At 39.1% G+C, this 18174-nt stretch carries 10 protein-coding genes; 4 read left to right on the top strand and 6 right to left on the bottom strand.

Annotated features, from left to right (window positions below; genetic code table 11):
* Window positions 1-83: 83 nt before the first annotated feature.
* The 4 genes from H5160_RS08165 to H5160_RS08150 all read left to right on the top strand — a co-directional run bounded on the left by H5160_RS08165 (window position 84) and on the right by H5160_RS08150 (window position 5029).
* Window positions 84-569, top strand: a complete 486-nt coding sequence (locus H5160_RS08165) for a DUF3592 domain-containing protein (protein WP_149602384.1) — start codon at window positions 84-86, stop codon at window positions 567-569.
* A 157-nt stretch (window positions 570-726) separates the two neighbouring features.
* Window positions 727-2088 (top strand): S41 family peptidase, encoded by a 1362-nt coding sequence (locus H5160_RS08160; protein ID WP_182737204.1) that lies wholly within the window; start codon window positions 727-729, stop codon window positions 2086-2088.
* Window positions 2089-2369: 281 nt separating this feature from the next.
* Window positions 2370-2654, top strand: coding sequence for a hypothetical protein (locus H5160_RS08155; protein ID WP_007587265.1), 285 nt, complete (start codon window positions 2370-2372; stop codon window positions 2652-2654).
* Window positions 2655-3118: 464 nt separating this feature from the next.
* Complete coding sequence (locus tag H5160_RS08150; protein ID WP_182737203.1) at window positions 3119-5029, top strand: aminotransferase class V-fold PLP-dependent enzyme; 1911 nt, start codon at window positions 3119-3121, stop codon at window positions 5027-5029.
* A 372-nt stretch (window positions 5030-5401) separates the two neighbouring features.
* Here the strand turns inward: H5160_RS08150 and H5160_RS08145 are convergent, their stop codons facing one another.
* The 6 genes from H5160_RS08145 to eda all read right to left on the bottom strand — a co-directional run bounded on the left by H5160_RS08145 (window position 5402) and on the right by eda (window position 18106).
* Entirely contained in the window at window positions 5402-8365 is a 2964-nt protein-coding gene (locus H5160_RS08145) for a TonB-dependent receptor (RefSeq protein ID WP_182737202.1), read from the bottom strand.
* 524 nt (window positions 8366-8889) lie between these two features.
* A complete protein-coding gene (locus H5160_RS08140) occupies window positions 8890-11922 on the bottom strand; it encodes a TonB-dependent receptor (RefSeq protein ID WP_182695297.1) in 3033 nt (1010 codons plus the stop codon).
* Between the two features lie 325 nt (window positions 11923-12247).
* Window positions 12248-14983 (bottom strand): poly(beta-D-mannuronate) lyase, encoded by a 2736-nt coding sequence (locus tag H5160_RS08135; RefSeq protein WP_182737201.1) that lies wholly within the window; start codon window positions 14981-14983, stop codon window positions 12248-12250.
* Window positions 14984-15432: 449 nt separating this feature from the next.
* Complete coding sequence (locus H5160_RS08130; protein WP_182715634.1) at window positions 15433-16395, bottom strand: class 1 fructose-bisphosphatase; 963 nt, start codon at window positions 16393-16395, stop codon at window positions 15433-15435.
* On the bottom strand, window positions 16392-17474 hold the full coding sequence (gene fbaA / locus H5160_RS08125; RefSeq protein ID WP_002962276.1) for a class II fructose-bisphosphate aldolase: 1083 nt from the start codon (window positions 17472-17474) through the stop codon (window positions 16392-16394). The genes H5160_RS08130 and fbaA overlap by 4 nt, the downstream gene beginning before the upstream one ends.
* Before the next feature lie 14 nt (window positions 17475-17488).
* Window positions 17489-18106 (bottom strand): bifunctional 4-hydroxy-2-oxoglutarate aldolase/2-dehydro-3-deoxy-phosphogluconate aldolase, encoded by a 618-nt coding sequence (gene eda / locus H5160_RS08120; protein WP_058154918.1) that lies wholly within the window; start codon window positions 18104-18106, stop codon window positions 17489-17491.
* Window positions 18107-18174 lie beyond the last annotated feature (68 nt).

Genomic DNA, 18174 nt, shown 5'->3' with positions numbered 1-18174 from the left:
TAGAAACCTTAGTAATACTAATACCTTAGGTAATTTGTTAAAACTATATAAAGTAGATTAATGAGCATTAAGTCGGCAGAAATATGCGCGATGAGCGCACTATTAAATTTTTAGGTAACTCAAGTATGTTCAGTATCGTCAGCAAAATGAACAACAACATTAAGATAGGATATATGTATCTGGTACTTGGTGTTCTGATGTTTTTGGGTGGCTTGTATATTACTAAAAGTACGTCAGATTTTATCGACAACGCGTTATCAGCAAAAGGCACTGTAATTGAGTTAATTCGAAAAGACGACTCGCTATATCCTGTAGTAAGCTTCATGGATGAAACTGAAAAACAACATACTTTTGAGTCTAATTATGGTTGTAGTCCCGCTTGCTATAAAGAACAAGAGCAAGTAACCGTTCTTTATAGCGGTGGTAATGTTAAAGCTCCTGTAATAAGTGGGTTTATGTCCTTATGGTTACCAAGTCTGCTTTTGTTAGGCATAGGCATTAGTTTTATTGTTGTAAGTCTATTCCAAATAAAAAGGTTACGGGGCAATATAGCGCAAAGCGTTGCCTAACAACATGCCCTAAGGTGGACGACCAGTAAAATCAGCTATTAATTACAAATTTTAAAAATGGTGGACCTCAGTTCTTTTAGCCAACAGCAATTTGCCGCTTAAGACAGCATTCTACGCTTAGTCTAGTTCGGTTGTGATTCACTATTAGGAGTAAACTTTGAATAAAGGGATTTTGTTATTTCTACTCACCGTACTTTGTACCATTAATTCTGCGAACTCCACTGAGACAACTTGGAAAACCCAAGGTTATGGTTACGTTTTTCATACTGTGGACAATAAAACAACAGCCTTTGATTTAACAACTAAGCATTGTTTGGAAAACCACTTTATCACCGATGAGTTTGCACAAATCTCGTTCATTGAAGAAACAAAAAAAGTGAATAAAGATACTCGCTTACTTAACTTTGGTGGTTTGTTTCCGTTAAAGCTAACGAAATTAGATAGTTTACCCGCTCAATGTCAATCCGAAAAAATTGTTAGTATTAAAGACAAAAACTATGAATTTAATGCCAATATTGTTCTTGACGTTCTAATGAATAATTTTGAAGAGCACTATGCATTTTCAAAAGATAAAAATATTAATTGGGTTGAGCAGAGAAAACTTTGGCAAAAAAGAATAACCTCAAAAACTACGCAAGATGAGCTATTTAGTATCATAGATGACTTTCTTAAAGAATTACGCGACGGTCATGCCATATTACTCAATCAAGATCTTGATAGGCTTTCACATTACTCACCAAGAAAGTGGTCATTTTGGGATGAATTAAAAGCGCACTCAGAAAACTACCCTGAATACTCAACTTACTGGGAATTACATACCGCATTAATTGAAAAGTCTCAGGAAAACATTATCAATTACATTGATAAAAACTATTCCACTCTTCAATATCACGATAATTTTACCTTAGCAAAAACGCCTCAAAATATTGCCTATTTAAAAATAAGTAACTTTGATGATTTCTCAAATAATGACGTAAAAGCAACAAAAGAGGTTATGGAGATATTTACGCCTATCATCCAACAAAGCAATGGTTTAATTATTGATTTACGTTTTAGTATGGGTGGAAGTGACTTAGTAGCATTTTCTATTTTATCTTACTTAATAGATTCAGAATTAGCCTTGGGGGGGAAACAATTTAAAACATCGACAGGTTATAGTGAACTTCAAAAAATTGTTGTCGCCCCATCAAAAATTAATCATTACACAGGAAGCATTGTTGTTCTAACTAGTCAAAAAACACCTAGTGCGGCTGAAGTATTTCTTTTAGGTTTACAAGCAAGAGGCAACGTTACTTTTATTGGTGAAAGAAGCTACGGAGCTTTTAGCGATGCGTTAACAAAAGCTTTGCCCAATGGTTGGGGGATCACATTATCAAATGAAAGATATCTCAATTCTCATGGGGATAATTATGAAAACATTGGATTGCCTGTAGATCATGAATTTGTATTACTTGATGTGAAGAATATTGAAAGCGGAAAAGATGTGCAGCTTAATGAGGCAATTAAAGCTTTTAGATAAGTGCATTTGGCGTATAACGAGGCGTTACCAATGTCTGCTGATGGCACTAAGCCGAACTTCGGCAAAGAGCGATAACCGACCATTCAGGTGAGTCGTCATTAACTTAGTAAGAATAAGTGAAAACCTCCCTCTTTTTCACATAGTAAAATAACCTTTCCTAAGCTTAATATTTATAGATGGCAATAACTTACACTATTTGCTATTAATAGAAACTCATAAAATAAGGATGTTTTCGCGCTAAAAAAGGAAAAGTGTCCTCTGATAAAGTTGTTAGTTTGCATATGAGCACTGAGATTGAACCAATGTATGTTGATTGTGGCGAACATGGTAAGCGAGTTGCAGCCGTCGTCTGTTGCCATTTGTTGAAACCAGAAGGTGTACCTGTAGGCTTTATTGAAAACTCTAGCGAACCTAATGACCTTCAAGCGTGGTGTTCCAAATGTGAAGCCTTGTTTGATGAAGAAGATGGTATGACTGAGAAGTTTCGAGCCTTTAATAAAATGTCAGTTGTGTGTGTCAATTGTTATGAAACATCAGCTGATTATCACAGCGTCGAGGCTCAATAGTGTTTGTTGTAGACCAGCAACCTAACAAGCCAAGTCAGAGGGAATTTTACTCGCTGAAAAACGCTCTTGAAATCCCCTGCTTGGGGCGTTACCACCGTCCGCTCATGGCACTCTCCAGCCACTCGACAACATAAAATGCTGATAATAATTGGTAAGGTATTTTACTGTGTCGGATGGCGCTTCGCTTATTCGACCTACAATGGCACAAAACTGCCCATCAAATAAGTATGATTTTTATACTGCAGTGGTATAAAACTTAAAGGGAAGTATATTGTCGTTGATAATGATCAAAATCTTTATGCTTACGATGGAAACAGAAAACACATGAATTTCATTGCGCCTCTTATTTGTAGTAGCCAATGAAATAGAACAATTATTAGAACATTATCAAAGTATTAATTTCACAAGTTACATTCCTTTGGTTATGCTAGTGAGCATTATAAAATTATATTGCGAAACCCTCTATGCTACCTCTACTTCGTATCTTGATAATTGAGCAAGACCCAGCCACTTTACAAGGGCTTTCAACGAATCTGTCAAAGACTATTCCTAACTTTGAGCGAGACGATATTCATATCGATATTATTGAATGCCTTGAGCTTAAACGCGCGCTGGAATGTGTAGAGGAAGATGGTGATATTCAAGCCGTAGTTCTCAGTTGGGATATGCACAACAAAGTGGGTGAGCGGATGTATAGCCGCTTTATTGAGGAGTTAAAGGCAATTCGTCTTGAGTTACCGGTTTATGTTATTGGCGACGACACTAAAGGGCTAGAGATCGTAAACGAATCAGAAGAAATCGAATCATTCTTTTTTAAAGATGAAGTGATTTCTGACCCAGAAGCTATTTTAGGTTATATGATTAACGATTTTGACGACCGCTCTGAAACACCATTTTGGACGGCATATCGTCGTTACGTTGGTGAAGCAAACGACTCTTGGCATACACCGGGTCATAGTGGGGGTTCTAGCTTTAGAAACTCACCTTACATCAAAGATTTTTATCAGTTTTACGGCCGCAATGTATTTGTTGGCGACCTGTCGGTTTCGGTAGACTCGCTAGGTTCATTGTCAGACAGCACTAATACCATTGGTCGCGCTCAAGAATCAGCAGCGGCGACGTTTGAAGTTAAGCACACCTACTTTGTTACAAATGGTTCATCTACCTCAAATAAAATCATTTTGCAGACACTCCTGCGCAAGGGAGATAAAGTAATTGTCGACCGTAATTGCCATAAATCAGTACACTATGGCATCTTGCAATCAGCTAGCTACCCCATTTATTTGGCGAGTATTTTAAATCCAAAATATGGTATTTTCGCGCCACCGTCGTTGGCCGACATCAAGTTAGCAATTGAAAACAATACTGATGCTAAATTACTAGTGCTTACCGGTTGTACCTACGATGGCCTACTTAGCGACCTGAAACAAGTCGTAGATTATGCTCATCAATATGGTATCAAGGTGTTTATAGATGAAGCCTGGTTTGCATACTCTTTGTTTCATCCTAGCTTTCGTCATTATTCTGCAATACATGCTGGGGCTGACTACATCACACATTCGGCGCATAAAGTAGTATCGGCGTTTTCTCAAGCGTCTTATATTCATATTAACGATCCAGATTTTGATGCCGATTTCTTTCGAGAGATTTATAGTATCTACGCTAGTACATCGCCTAAATATCAGCTTATTGCATCGCTTGACGTGTGCCAAAAGCAATTAGAGATGGAAGGCTATAAGCTCCTCAATGCGCTGCTAAATCATGTTGAAGAGTTTAAACAACAGATGGCCTCGCTTAAGCAAATTAAAGTATTAGCTAAGCAAGACTTTATGGAAATATTCCCGCATTTTAGTGGTGATAATATGGGCCACGACCCATTAAAGATCCTTATTGATATTAGTGAGCTACCTTACTCATTAAAAGATATTCATAAATATCTACTGGATGAAATTGGGCTAGAGATAGAAAAATACACACACAGCACCATTTTGGTTTTACTGACGCTTGGCGGCACACGCTCAAAAATAATTCGTTTGTACAATGCATTGAAAAAGCTAGACAGCGGTAAAGTAAAACTATCGAAATCGACGCGTAGAGCTCGCTTACCTGAAAATTTACCAGCCATAGACTTGGCGTGTATTCCAAGCGATGCTTTTTATGGCGACCGCGAATCTGTGCCTATTAGCAAAAGTAACAACCGCATTTGTGCAGGTTTAGTTACTCCATACCCACCGGGCATTCCGCTTTTAGTCCCAGGCCAGCATATCACTGATGATCATGTTGAATATTTGCAAGAGTTGGCAAGCCAAGGACTGACGATACAAGGCAGTTTCGATGGTGAAATTTATGTTCTTAAGGGTAAGGTTAAAAAATAAAGGTATTGGTTTAATACTATCTCGATAATAATACCAATCTGCTTATATACGGGGTCTATTTAACGTTAAGAAAATTACGCTAGAACTAGGCAAAAATTTTTGTATCTAGTTGTTCTAAATAAAAAATTTTTAACGACGTTATAGTGCAATTTAATTCGTTAAATTGATCAAAGATTTGTGCAGGTTGGTATAATTACTGGTGGCAGTGTCGCAAGACATTGCCGCTGTAACGGTATTGATAAGTAAAATACAAAGTGGAATAAATCATTTTTGTAAATGTTAACTAATTATAGTTAAAAAAAAGCAAGCCAGGTGGCTTGCTTTTAGCGTCTTTAAATACACACACTTATAGACTCGATTTAACTATAACCTTTAAAATCTATAGCTTGCGCCAAATGTAATACGGCGGTCTGTAATACCTTGGAAACAAAGTAAAGCACCTTCGTTTACACAAGACTGGCTAACTTCTGACTCAGTTAAGTTAACGGCTTCAATACCGATATTTAGCTGATCGTTCACATCATAACTTATGCTGGCATTAAGCTGCCCTCTGTCTTCTTGTACAACAGGGAAACCCCATGGGAAGCTCGAGGTACTACCAAAGTCAGTTGAACGGTACCCTTCGCGCCACGTGTAACGCGCTCGAGCAGATAGACCGTATTTCTCATAGTAGAATGTGATGTTATATGCGTTTTCTGACAGATCAATGAGTGATTGCTTAGCACTTATGTCTGTATCCGGGTTACCGGTTGTTAATGCAAAAACAGCATTTGCACGACTCGTTGCGGTGTCAAATGATTCACCACCAGAAAATTCTTGATAGGTATAGTTAGCAACTACACCAAAACCTGATGCCCAGCCTAGCTCTTTTTCAAAATTTGATAAGTCGTATTGAGCTGCAAGCTCGATGCCTTGCTGTGTTGTTTCACCAGAATCATTAATAGTAGTTTGTGTTGGTACACATAACCCTACGCCAGCATCTGGGCCAAATACGTTTATGTCAGCAATTGGGTTAAATATGCCGCCGCCTTCACATTCTGGACCATTTGTATCGCGAAAGCCTGTGCTTGGGTCTTCAAATGGGTCAACTTGCTGTGTAACGTGCAAATCGCTACGTGTTTTATGAAAGTACCCCACACTTAATAAAGCAGCGGGTGCAAAATACCAATCAGTGGATATATCGAAAGAGGTTACTTCTTCTGGCTCTAAGCCTGAGTTACCTATTGAAACTGCACTATTAGGGCTGGTGCCAAACGTAACGGATGTAGATAGGTCATCAAAATCTGGGCGTCTGATATCTTTTGACCAACCTAGACGAACAATCACATCTTCACTTACATTCGCGGCTAAATTAAATCGTGGTAAAAAGAAATCGTAATCACCTTTTGACGTTACTTGAGTCACCAGTTCGTTGCCACTTCCATCTTGAGTAACAGAGTTACCTAGCGATGTAACTTCAGTCTCTAAATAACGTAAGCCAAAGTTACCGCGAAACATGCCATACTCAAAATTAGCTTGTGCATATAAGGCATGTGTTTCTTCTTCAATATCAAAAAACGCATTTACTTGAGACGTTGGTGAACTTATTGGACCACGATCAGAACCCGTTATAGCATTATTAGCTTCAATCGCTTGGTTAAGTGCTGCTAATACAGCTTGTGGATCAGAGGATGCAAGCTCTGGGTTTATAAGTAAGAAATCACGAATATAAAGTGCTCGCCCATCACCATCATTAAAGTTATCTGGGCCCGCTGTTAATAATTGTGCAAATAAATCACCCGTTGGACTATCAGCCATATTTCTTAAACCAACGTTAGAGCGAACTTGATCCGACATACTGCTCGTTTTGCTGTAGCGGTAGCCAAAATCGACTGACGTTATTACATCATCTAAGTAATATGTAAAATCTGTACGAAACGCATCTTCTGTATTTTCTGACTCGTCTTGCCCTTGGTTTACATCACGTAGAACAACATTTGCAGGGTCGAGTAATTGAGCCATTGTTGGTGCGTTTGCCTCCCCCGTTGCAATACCAAATGTAAGTGCATCACCTGTAAGATCATACTCAAAAGGAGTACCGTTTTCATTTGACGAATTAGTAGCGACATTTGGATTTATAAAATTAAGCGTTGTATTAAAGCTTGGTGTAGTTGAATCAGAACGAGAGGTTGAGGCTTCAACACTTGCAAATAATCTATCGCCTTGCCATTCGCCCCCTATTCTAAATATTTTGCTTTTTGTTATGCGTGAATTAGTATCACTAGAAAAACGTAAATTAGGATCGCCACCACCGTCTTCAACCGGAATAACGCCTCTTACGGCCGCTTGTATGCTGCCTAGGTTTTGTCCGTCAAGAGAACCAAAATTAACTGTTTCAAATTCACTCGGTATTGATACATTTCTAAGATCACTTAGGCCAGATGCTTGTACTCTTGAGCTTTCTTGGCGGCGCTCTTGATCGTTAACAACTGCATCAAAAAAGAATTTCATATTATCGTTTGGTGCATATTCAAATGTACCTGCGAAGTTTTTTGTCTCGTATTCGTAATTATCGTAATCTTGAATCAAAAATTGTACTGGTAGAAAATCAAACGATTGTGCACTTGCAGCACCACTATCAGCGGCTACCGAATTATCTCTATCAGCACGAGGACGAAATGCGGTTACGTCTTGCTCACTGTAACTACCACTAAATACAACACCAAACTTACCGCCCGAATCAAGCTCCCAGTTATCACCCCAAGCACCCGATACCCTAGGAGTAACACCATCTGTTGATAAGCTACTATCTTCACCTTGAACTCTAATTGAGCCTAGAGTTTCATTTAACTGTAACGGGCGAATTGTTTTAAGGTTTATTGTTGCGCCCACAGAGCCTTCGATTGTTTTTGCTTCAGGTGACTTAATTACTTCTACACCGGAGATAATTGCAGCTGATACATCTTCAAAACTAATGCCACTTCGCCCAGACCCAGAGCCAACTGTTGATACGCCGTTCACTTCTGTACGATTAGCATTGGTACCACGAATTTGAACGCCCGTACCTACCCCTGCTTCACGGGTAATTTGAATCCCCGTTACATTTTCAAGTACTTCTGCGAGGTTTTGATCTGGTAGCTTACCAATATCGACAGCCTCAATAATCTCAACAAGGCTATCTGCTGAACGCTTTTGTGCAAGCGCATTTGTAAGCGATTGTCGAATGCCTGAAACCTCAATAACCTCAAGATCGTCTGCAGCTTTTTTTGGAGCTTCTTGCGCCTGTGTAGACAAAGACATACCAAGTGCGGTTGCCGATATAACTGCCAGTGTAATTTTAGATAACTTGTGACTCATAGTTTTTTTCCTGTGTGTGTGAAATGCTATGTTTAACCAGCTACTTTATTGTTTTTATTAAAAGCCCTTAATTATTACAAACCCTTAACTTTATATTTACACCCAACCATAAAAAGGTCAACCTTTTGGTAATGAATTTAGATCAAATATTATGCAATATGTTATTACCAAAATAGAAAAACCTACCTAACCTTTAAATTAAAATCATAAAGTAGATTTTAAGTTCATGTTATTTATTGATTTTAAATTTAATTAGAAATTGAGCTATCAATTACAAGGGTTAAAAGAGTTAGTGTTTTAAAAATGAAATAATTTAGGCAAGAGAAACCGATGATGTTGTACGCACTTAATAAATGGCATTATTGGTTAACCAATTTGTTTTTTCAGTCAAGAAGCGTTATTAGAAAGCAAACTGTGTTGAGTACTATTTATTAGCGTTATTGAAAATATAAAATTGAAGAATTTAGGGATCAAAAAAAGGCGGTAAAACCGCCTTTTTAATGAGATTTAATGTTTAACTATTATTACAGCTTGTAGCTTAAACCTAAGAATAAGCGTGGGCCGTAGTCATTCACTTCACCTAAGTTTCCTTCAACAAAGAAATCTTGTGATTTAGGTGCGCTGAACAAGTTAATTGCTTCTGCTTTAACTCTAAAGTGCTCATCAATTTTGTATGATGCGCGCATTTCCCATACGCCTACAGAATCAACATAACGAAGTCGAGTACCATTTGTAGTATATGGTTGGAAATACTCACTACGATATTTGTAAATAACGGCAGTATCAAACCCACCAATTTGGTAGTACAGCTGGCTGCTAAATACATGCTTTGAGAAGCCAGGTACTGAAGCCGACTCAACAATACCGTCAGTTAATTGTGTAGTATTACCGTCTACATCAGTAACAAACGTATCGCCGTATAAGCTATCTTGGAACTCAAAGTCAGTGTCTGCATAGTTGTAACCAAATTTCATACCGATGCCATTATCCCAGCGGTAAGAAAATGAAGCTTCAAGACCTAATATTTCACTGTCCTCGTCTGATGTAACAGAGTTAGTAATTGGTAATGAAACAGTTTCACCGGCAACAGTAAACTCTTCAATTACTGTTTGTTGTTGAAAACCACCGTTGAACTGTTTGTAGTATAAGCTTAACGCTAAGATTGAATCTTCGTTAGGGTACCATTCAAACGCAGCATCGTAGTTCCACGACATAAGCGGTTGAGTGTCCGGGTTACCAGAGCCATTTACACCCACTAATAAATCGCTAATTGATGTTGCTGTACCTTCTGTATCTTCTTGGAATGTACGGCTATAACCTAAATTAGATGGATTTGCGCGTGACATACCACGGTATATACCTGCTCGGAATAAAATATCTTCGCTGTAATCAATAACTAGGTTAAAGCTTGGTAAATACTTAGTGTAATCGCCACCACTTTTTATTTTATCCAGTGAACCGTTATCAGACTCAACTAGAGACAGTACACCGGTATCACTTGTTACAACATCAAAGCTATTTCTAAAACCAATCGAAGTTACATCTGTGTCTACAATACGAAGACCAAAGTTACCGCGAATGAATTTACCAAACATTTCTGTATCGTAATTAGCCATTAAGTACACTGATGTTGTTTTTTCTGTTACATCAATTGTACCTGCATTTTCATATTCCACTTCTGGGTAAGCAAACACACCATCAGCGTTAGAACCAGCTACAGCTTGTGAGAAACATACGTTGTCGTATGTAGCCCATGATGAACCTGTACCGCTAGCTACAACGTTACCGTCGCTATCAATATTTGTTACGATATCACCATCAGATACACTCGATAAAAAGCCTGATTCAGGGAAATCGATTTGACAACCTTGTAATACGTCAAGCGCTTCAGTACCAGAGTCTAGTGTAAATTCGTTTCTTGAACCGTTACCTTGGCTACCACCATACTGTAGGAAGGTCATTTCAGATGTTCTAATACCACCTTGAATACTTGTAAAAACGTTGCCATCTAGCGCATAGTCAAAATCTAGTCGCGCTGAGATAACTTCGTTTTCACGAACATTTTCACGGTCAAGTCGTGTTCTTAGGCTATCTGTAAAGTTTGAAATATCTGTTACGTCAAAATCTGTCAGTGTGAAATGAGGAATTTCATCGCCCATATCCCAAGAAAAGAAATTGCGACCTGATGTTCTACCACGGTTAGATATTTGAAGTTCTTCACGTTCAGTTTTTGAATACGCTAAATCTAAGTCAACAGTTAATCTATCGGTAACTGTATGTTCTATATTTATGCCGTAACCTTGGTAGTTTTCTTCACGAGAAAATTGCTCACCCGCTGATTCAATACGCTCTTCACCTTCCCAATGTAAAATACCGCCTACATCGTTAGTTACAAGTGTTGGACCGGTTACACCTGGTGTTGCACGTTTTTGTAAAAAGATTAAATCGTGGCGTGCTTCTTGTTGTGTTCTATCTGAAATTTGTGCATCAAAGTTAACATCCCAATCAGCTGACGGTTGGTATTGCAGTGCAAAAAATACTGCATCACGTTCATCAGATGTCTCGTTTTGACGAAAGCTTCGGCTACTGCCAGTCCAAGCATAAGGAGTCCCATCACTTACTGCTTTACCTGTTTCTGGATCAATTTCTGTATCGTAACCTTGGTTACTACTGCCATTAACTTGGTCTTCACAGTCGCCTGCGCTGCTGCGATAAAAACCTTCATTGGTATTAGTCGGATCGTTTAAACATGCCCATAATGAAGAACCTGATGGGCTAGAGCTTCTGTATTCAGCCTCTGGTTGACTAATTTCTTGGCGCTGCACACCAAAAGACACACCAACGGCTTGGCCGTTATCAAATTCAAACTGATCAACATAACTAAACGTGCCACGGTAACCCGCGTCACTTTGCAGCGAGTTATCTACATTACCTTCGTCTGGGTTATAGTTTAATTTAACCTCAGCTGATACACGTTGTTTGCCAAAATCAAGTGGAGTTATAGTTTCAAGTGCAATAACACCTGCAACACCACCTTCAATCATTGACGCATCTTGCGTTTTATATATCGCTACTTTTTTTACAAGTTCAGAAGGGAACTGCGAAAAGTTAACTGAGCGGTCACCACTACCATTAGTCGCTTCACGACCATTAATGTGTGTTGCACTTAAAAATGGACCAAGACCACGGATAGTGATTTCTGTAGCACCACCGTTTTCACGGTGAGATGCAGCACCTGTAATTGATTCTAGTGCTTCGCCGATTGACAGTGCTGGTAAATCACCAATATCTTCAGATGACAGGCCATCAACTACCGTTGTTGCTTCACGTTTAATTGCTATTTGATCTTGTATCGTTCTACGTGTACCTGTAACACTAATTATTTCAACGTCTTCTTCAACTTCTGTCGCTTTTCCCTGATCTTCCTGTGCGCTTGCTGTAAATACGCAAGAACTTGCCATACCTGCGATGACCGCTGTTCTTACCCATTTTGCAACTGGGCGCATTGCAAACTGCCCTGTTGTAGAATTATTGTTATCTCGTGACTTCAACGACATTTGAATTCTCCGCTGGTTGTTGTTGTGTGATTTTAGTGTGTTAGCTTGTTATGCTGATGTATATTTTATGTGACCTTTGGCATTAATATACTTAAACCCAGCACGATGATCAACCAATTTGACGTTTTAATATTACCATAAGGTATACCAATTTTAACTTAACGGCATTACCAGTAGGTCAGGCAGGTTTTTTACTAGAATATAAACAGCTCTAAACTAGTCGATAAATGAGTTATGTAGGTTGAGAAAAGTGTGGTGATTATTAATAAATAATAAAAAAGCCCCAAATTTGGGGCTTTTAAAAGTTAACTGATTAATTGGTTACTTAATCGTTTTGTATTTTCCATGTAGATCCAACACCTACTTCAGATGATTGAATATAATGAAGACCTTTAGCACCTGCCTCTGCCTGAAGGCCTGCAGGGTCAGTTTCTAATAACGTACTTGCTGCTGTAACGTACTCAAGCACTTCTTTACCGTTATTTGCTGGGTCTTGGTCAATTGCACCATCAGTATCGAATGCGCCATTACCATTTAGTTTTCTAATTTCAACCCAGTCACCGCTTGCATCGCCTGATACTCGACTATCCATATAACCAAAGTTGTTACTTAGCACCGAACTATCATGATTAATTAAGTCACAGTCATATTCAAAAGCATGGTCACTATCAAGTGTATTTGGGTAAAATAGGCCTTGAGTTTTAGCACTGCTGCTTATTGTATCTGCGTCTGTTTGATCACCTAAACCGTTTGCAATTAAATTTCCATTAAAGTTTATAACAAACGCATTTTTGGTCAGCCCATAGAGTACCGGCGCATTCGCTGCGGTTAACTCATCACAATCACTTGTTGGTGCTTTAGGGCCTATTTCCGTACTAAATACAATAGGTTGCTGTGAGTTCAAAACCGTATTGTTTGTTACATTTAGTGTAAAGTCGCCAGCGCTATCAAGTACAGCTTGGTTACCCGAGTTTGGCACACCGCCGTCAGCTTGCGAAAATGGATTTGCCGTAAATACAATACCGCCCGCTTCTTTATTGCCAGAACGAATACCTGCAATGTAGTTGTTACTCACAGTGTGACCAAGTGGTGTGATTAATATACCCGCTGGGCGATCATCAGAGCTTGCAATATCGGTAGTTCGAATAATAATGTTATCTGTAACACTGTTGAAGCCACCATCTTCTAGTGAAATACCACCATTAGGATTTACGATTGTATTGCCTTTGATGGTTGCACCCGATGTTTGCACTCGCATTAAACGACGACCCGTTACAAAGTTTTCTACTCGGTTGTATTGAATAGTAAAGTTTGCGTTATCAGCTGCACCACTAGCCGTTGTACTGCCAACATTAATTAAATGTAAGCTAGAATTGTCAAAGTTTGGATTGCTACTAGTGCCACTAAACAAGTTATATTCAATAACGTGATCCGAGCTTGCAGATGCCATTTTAATCACGGAGCCATTTTCAGCAAAATTACGATTAGAAAATGTATTACGTTCGATTAAAGCGCCTTTACCTTTTAGCATTAACCAATGATAAGTAGAGTTGTTTAGCGTTGCTTCTTCTCCATCCATCGTGTTTTGCGAAAAAGTAAAGTTATCCCCTTCTGAGTAAATAACAGCACCTTCTTCGGTTTCACAAAATGCACCCGCTTTAGTATCTATATTCTTAAAGGTAAGCCCTGTTAACCCAGCGCCATCTACTCCAGCAGCTACATGCACACATACTTCACCACTAAGTACAGGAGTTTGACCTTCTACAGCGCGAAGCGTGACTGCACTGGTTAATAAAATTGCGTCCATATCAGCATAAACACCCGTGTTTAAACCAATAACATCACCGTCAGCTAAACCGCCACTTATAGCACCAAGGAGTGCTTCAGGGTTACTAACTAATTGTGTGTAAACCAATGTATCAAGTGAGTTTGTAACCTCACTCGCAAAGCCATCATTATCTGTATACGTGGCTTTTACTGACATTATTGAGCCAGCGTAATCAGAAGGCGTAAATGTTTTACTATTGCTCCCAGCTATTTCAACGCCATCAGCAGACCAAGTATAAGTAACGTTAGCCTCTTCAACGCCGTTGTTATCAGTTATCTCAGCGGTTAACTCGCCATTTGTTAAATAAGGCACTACACCCATAATGGCTACGCTACCGGCTTCGTCAACCGCAACAGCAGAAACAGCAATTGTTTCCTCTGATGTATTATCCTCGATAAACCCATTATCATCTGTATAAGCAACCTGAACACTTACCTTTTGACCTAAAAGTGATGCATCAACTGTAAAGGTGCTCTCTATTGCGCCATCTATCTCTTGTGCGTCAGCAAGCCATTGATAAGTGATATCTCCTGTCGCCCCATCGGTATCATTAATTTCTGCTGTTAAAGTATTTCCAACAGTTGGCGTGCCGCTAATTGTAACTTCGCCTTCTGAGTTTGTTCGTGCGACAACCTCTGTACCGGCTGAAGTTACAGACTCGTTAAACCCACGGCTATCTTCAAAAGATGCACTAACTGTAATAACTGTACCAAACTGTGCGTCTGTTAACGTGAGCGTTGAAAGTGCTTCATCAGCAATTTCTACGTCATCTGCAAACCATTTATAAGTTACTGTATCGCCATCAAAGCCATTGTCGTCAGCTACATTAGCAGTTAGTTGCGAACCAACTAGTGCGTCACCTGTAATAGTTAAACTTGCAGGAAATGCGATTGCGGCAACATCTGCGGTTGGTTCTGTAATATGCGATTCATTAATACCGCCATCATCGGTATAAAGCCCTTGAACTGTAATTGGTAACCCTATCTGATCGTCAGTCAATGTAAATGAAGCGCTATTTGCACCAGCAATTGCCTCACCATCTGCATACCAGTAGTAAGTCACGTCACCTGAGATACCATCAGGGTCACTAACTTCAGCTGTTAATGTTTGTCCGCTTGTAACAGTTCCACTAAGAGCAATAGAGCCCAAGTTGTTGTCATTGTTGTTTGAGTTTGTGTCACAACCAACGATTGCTGCTGCAATAGCGCATAGCGCAAAATGTTTGAATTTCATGGTGGCTCTATTCTCCAAATTTATAGTTTTAATATTTGGTTATCTATTGTGTGTGTTACCAAATAAATCATGTGCTTATTACCAAATTCATTTGAATCGCAAATGAATTGTTAACCAACTTGGTAATATAACCACAATAAAATAAGTTTTTCCACTATCCCCACCTAATTAAATAACAATAAATAAACACCAAGTTAACCTCGGGCTTTTGTTGTTGGTTAAAAATTGAATTCAATTGTGAAAAATAACGTTGAAGATACATAGCGTTATAGTAAAAACTTAGTTTTATATAGGGATTAGTAAGTAATATTATTTAATATATGTGAAGTATTCTTATTTGAAGACAATAAGAAAAGAAGTGAGTTTGTCTAAAGAGGATGATTTACAAAGAGAATTAAAATTAAAGGTAAAAAGGGGCTATTTTCTTACCCCTTTTTTTGAGTGCTGTTTTATAACATGGCGTTATTATAAAACTCTACAGGCTCATTTGAACCCAAAGCTACAGGCACACGCTGGTGCAAGCTAGTGGGCGCAATATCTAAAATTCGCGCTCCTCTAGAGGTTGCTTTCCCACCTGCGTTTTCAACTAAAAGTGCTAACGGGTTTGCTTCATAAAGCAGTCTTATTTTTCCGTTATCGTTACCACTGCGTTTATCTTGTGGATACAAAAATAACCCGCCTCGGCATAAAATACGATGAACGTCACCTACCATCGCTGCATTCCAACGCATTGAGCTTTTTTCAAAGCTTTCACAGGTGTATAGCAATTTATCAAAATACACTTGTGTTGGTTCGTCCCAGTAACGGTAGTTAGCCATATTTACGGCAAATTCGCGACTTTGTTCTGGCACACTTAACTGCTTGTTTGTCAGTAAGTAACCGCCATGTGTTGAGTCTAACGTATAACAACGCGTAGGACCGCCAGTACTCATTACAAGTAATGATGAAGGGCCGTATAACACATAGCCTGCACACACTTGATTTACACCGGGCTGACTAAATTGCTCGTCGCTATCAAAAGGAACATCATCACGGGCTAAGTAAATAGTAAATATAGTGCCTATTTGCCCATTAACATCAATATTAGAAGAGCCATCTAACGGGTCAAAAGCAACAATAAACTTACCTTCAGGGTGGCCACCTACCGCATGATCTTCTTCCTCTGATGCAACAGATCGTACACAGCTATCATCAAGTAGGATGTCTTTAAGTAGTTGGTTTGCGATTACATCAAGCTTTTTTTGAACTTCACCTTGAACGTTTTCATTCAAAGTTGACCCTAAAACACCGGCTAATTCACCTTGGCTTACTCGAAAAGCAATTTCTTTACTGGTCGCTAAAATTGTGCGAATAAGTAAAATAAGATCGGTATCTACACCGTCTTCTTTCAATACTGTATTTAATCTTTTCATGCGCTATACCTGTTTACACAATTTAGATCGTCAAAGCATTGCTCTAGCCTTGCAACCATACTTTGCTCTGAATGACGCAACCATACACGAGGGTCATAGTATTTCTTGTTTGGCTTATCATCCCCGTCAGGGTTACCAATTTGCCCTTGTAGGTATGCTTGCTTGTCTTTGTAGTAATCTAAAATACCTGTCCAACACGCCCACTGCGTATCGGTATCAATATTCATCTTCACTACGCCATACGTTAAAGACTCTGCAATTTTACTGTACTCAGAACCACTACCACCATGAAATACAAAGTTAATTGAGTTGCTTGGTAGATTAAATTTTTCTGATACGTAAGCTTGTGAATCTTTTAAAATAGTTGGCGTAAGAACAACGTTACCCGGTTTATATACACCATGAACATTGCCAAAAGAGGCTGCAATTATAAAGTTAGGGCTAATACGACTTAAGCGTTCGTAAGCAAATGCAACATCTTCAGGTTGAGTATATAAAGCAGAACTATCTAAGTGTGAGTTATCAACACCGTCTTCTTCGCCACCCGTGCAACCAAGCTCAATTTCAAGCGTCATACCTATTTTTGCCATACGCGTTAAGTAACGTTCACAAATTTCGATATTTTCTTCTAAAGGCTCTTCTGACAGATCAATCATATGTGAGCTAAACAATGGTTTGCCAGTCAGTTCAAAGTGTCTTTCACCTTCATCAAGCAAACCATCAATCCAAGGTAGTAGCTTTTTAGCTGCGTGATCAGTGTGAAGCATCACTGCTACTTCATAATGTGCTGCCACTGAATGTACATACCTTGCAGCACTTACCGCCCCAAGCACAGCTGATTGTTGCTCTGGTAAAGATAAGCTTTTACCACAAAAAAATTGTGCTCCACCATTAGAAAGCTGAATAATAACGGGCGAGTTTTTCTTTTTAGCAGCTTCTAGCGTCGCATTAATAGATGTTGTACTAACAACATTTACCGCTGGCAACGCATATTGATGTGTACGTGCATGCTCGTACACAGCACTTACTTCATCGCCAACGATTACGCCTGGTAGTATTGTTGGGGCTAAATAATTCATTTATGAAATCCTTTCTATTTTAAAGCCTGGATACAAGAATCAGTAATTGCTTGCCAATTTTCTTGTTCAACCCATTCTTTTTTCGCTATCCAAGTACCGCCAACGGCGAATACATTATTTAAAGAAAGATAGTCCATTTTGTTACTTTCGCTAACGCCACCTGTAGGACAAAAGCTGACTGCTCTAAATACTGACGACACAGCTGACACAAAAGGAGCGCCACCGGCAAGCGATGCCGGGAATAATTTTTGCTCTTCAAAGCCATATTCAAGCGCCATTAAAATATCACCGGTGTTTGATACACCAGGAAGTACCGGCACATTACATTTAGCAAGTGCTTCAAGTAACGTAGGAGACACCGCTGGGGTTACAATAAAATCAGAACCCGCTTCAAGTGCTTGCTCCAAAATATCAGTATTGATGACTGTCCCTGCACCTACTTTTAGCTCAGGCACCTGTGCTTTAATAGCTTTTAATGCCTCTATTGATGCCTCTGTTCTTAGCACTACTTCAACTAAAGTAAGCCCAGCATTGGCCATAGCTTTCGCTATTTGAACACCTTGCTCTGGAGTATCTGCTTGAATTATAGGTAGCAGTGTTTGTCCTGCCATAAGTTCAGAAAAGCGAGTCATAACGTTGTTCCTTTATAAAAAGTAATGCGGCCGAGGTATGGCGGCCTTTAATGTTTAATTATTTTGTT

It is taken from the genome of Pseudoalteromonas sp. SG43-4 (assembly GCF_014164325.1).
Taxonomy (GTDB): domain Bacteria; phylum Pseudomonadota; class Gammaproteobacteria; order Enterobacterales; family Alteromonadaceae; genus Pseudoalteromonas; species Pseudoalteromonas distincta.
The sequence above is the reverse complement of the archived record's forward strand: the minus strand, read 5'-3'. Positions and strand labels throughout refer to the sequence as shown.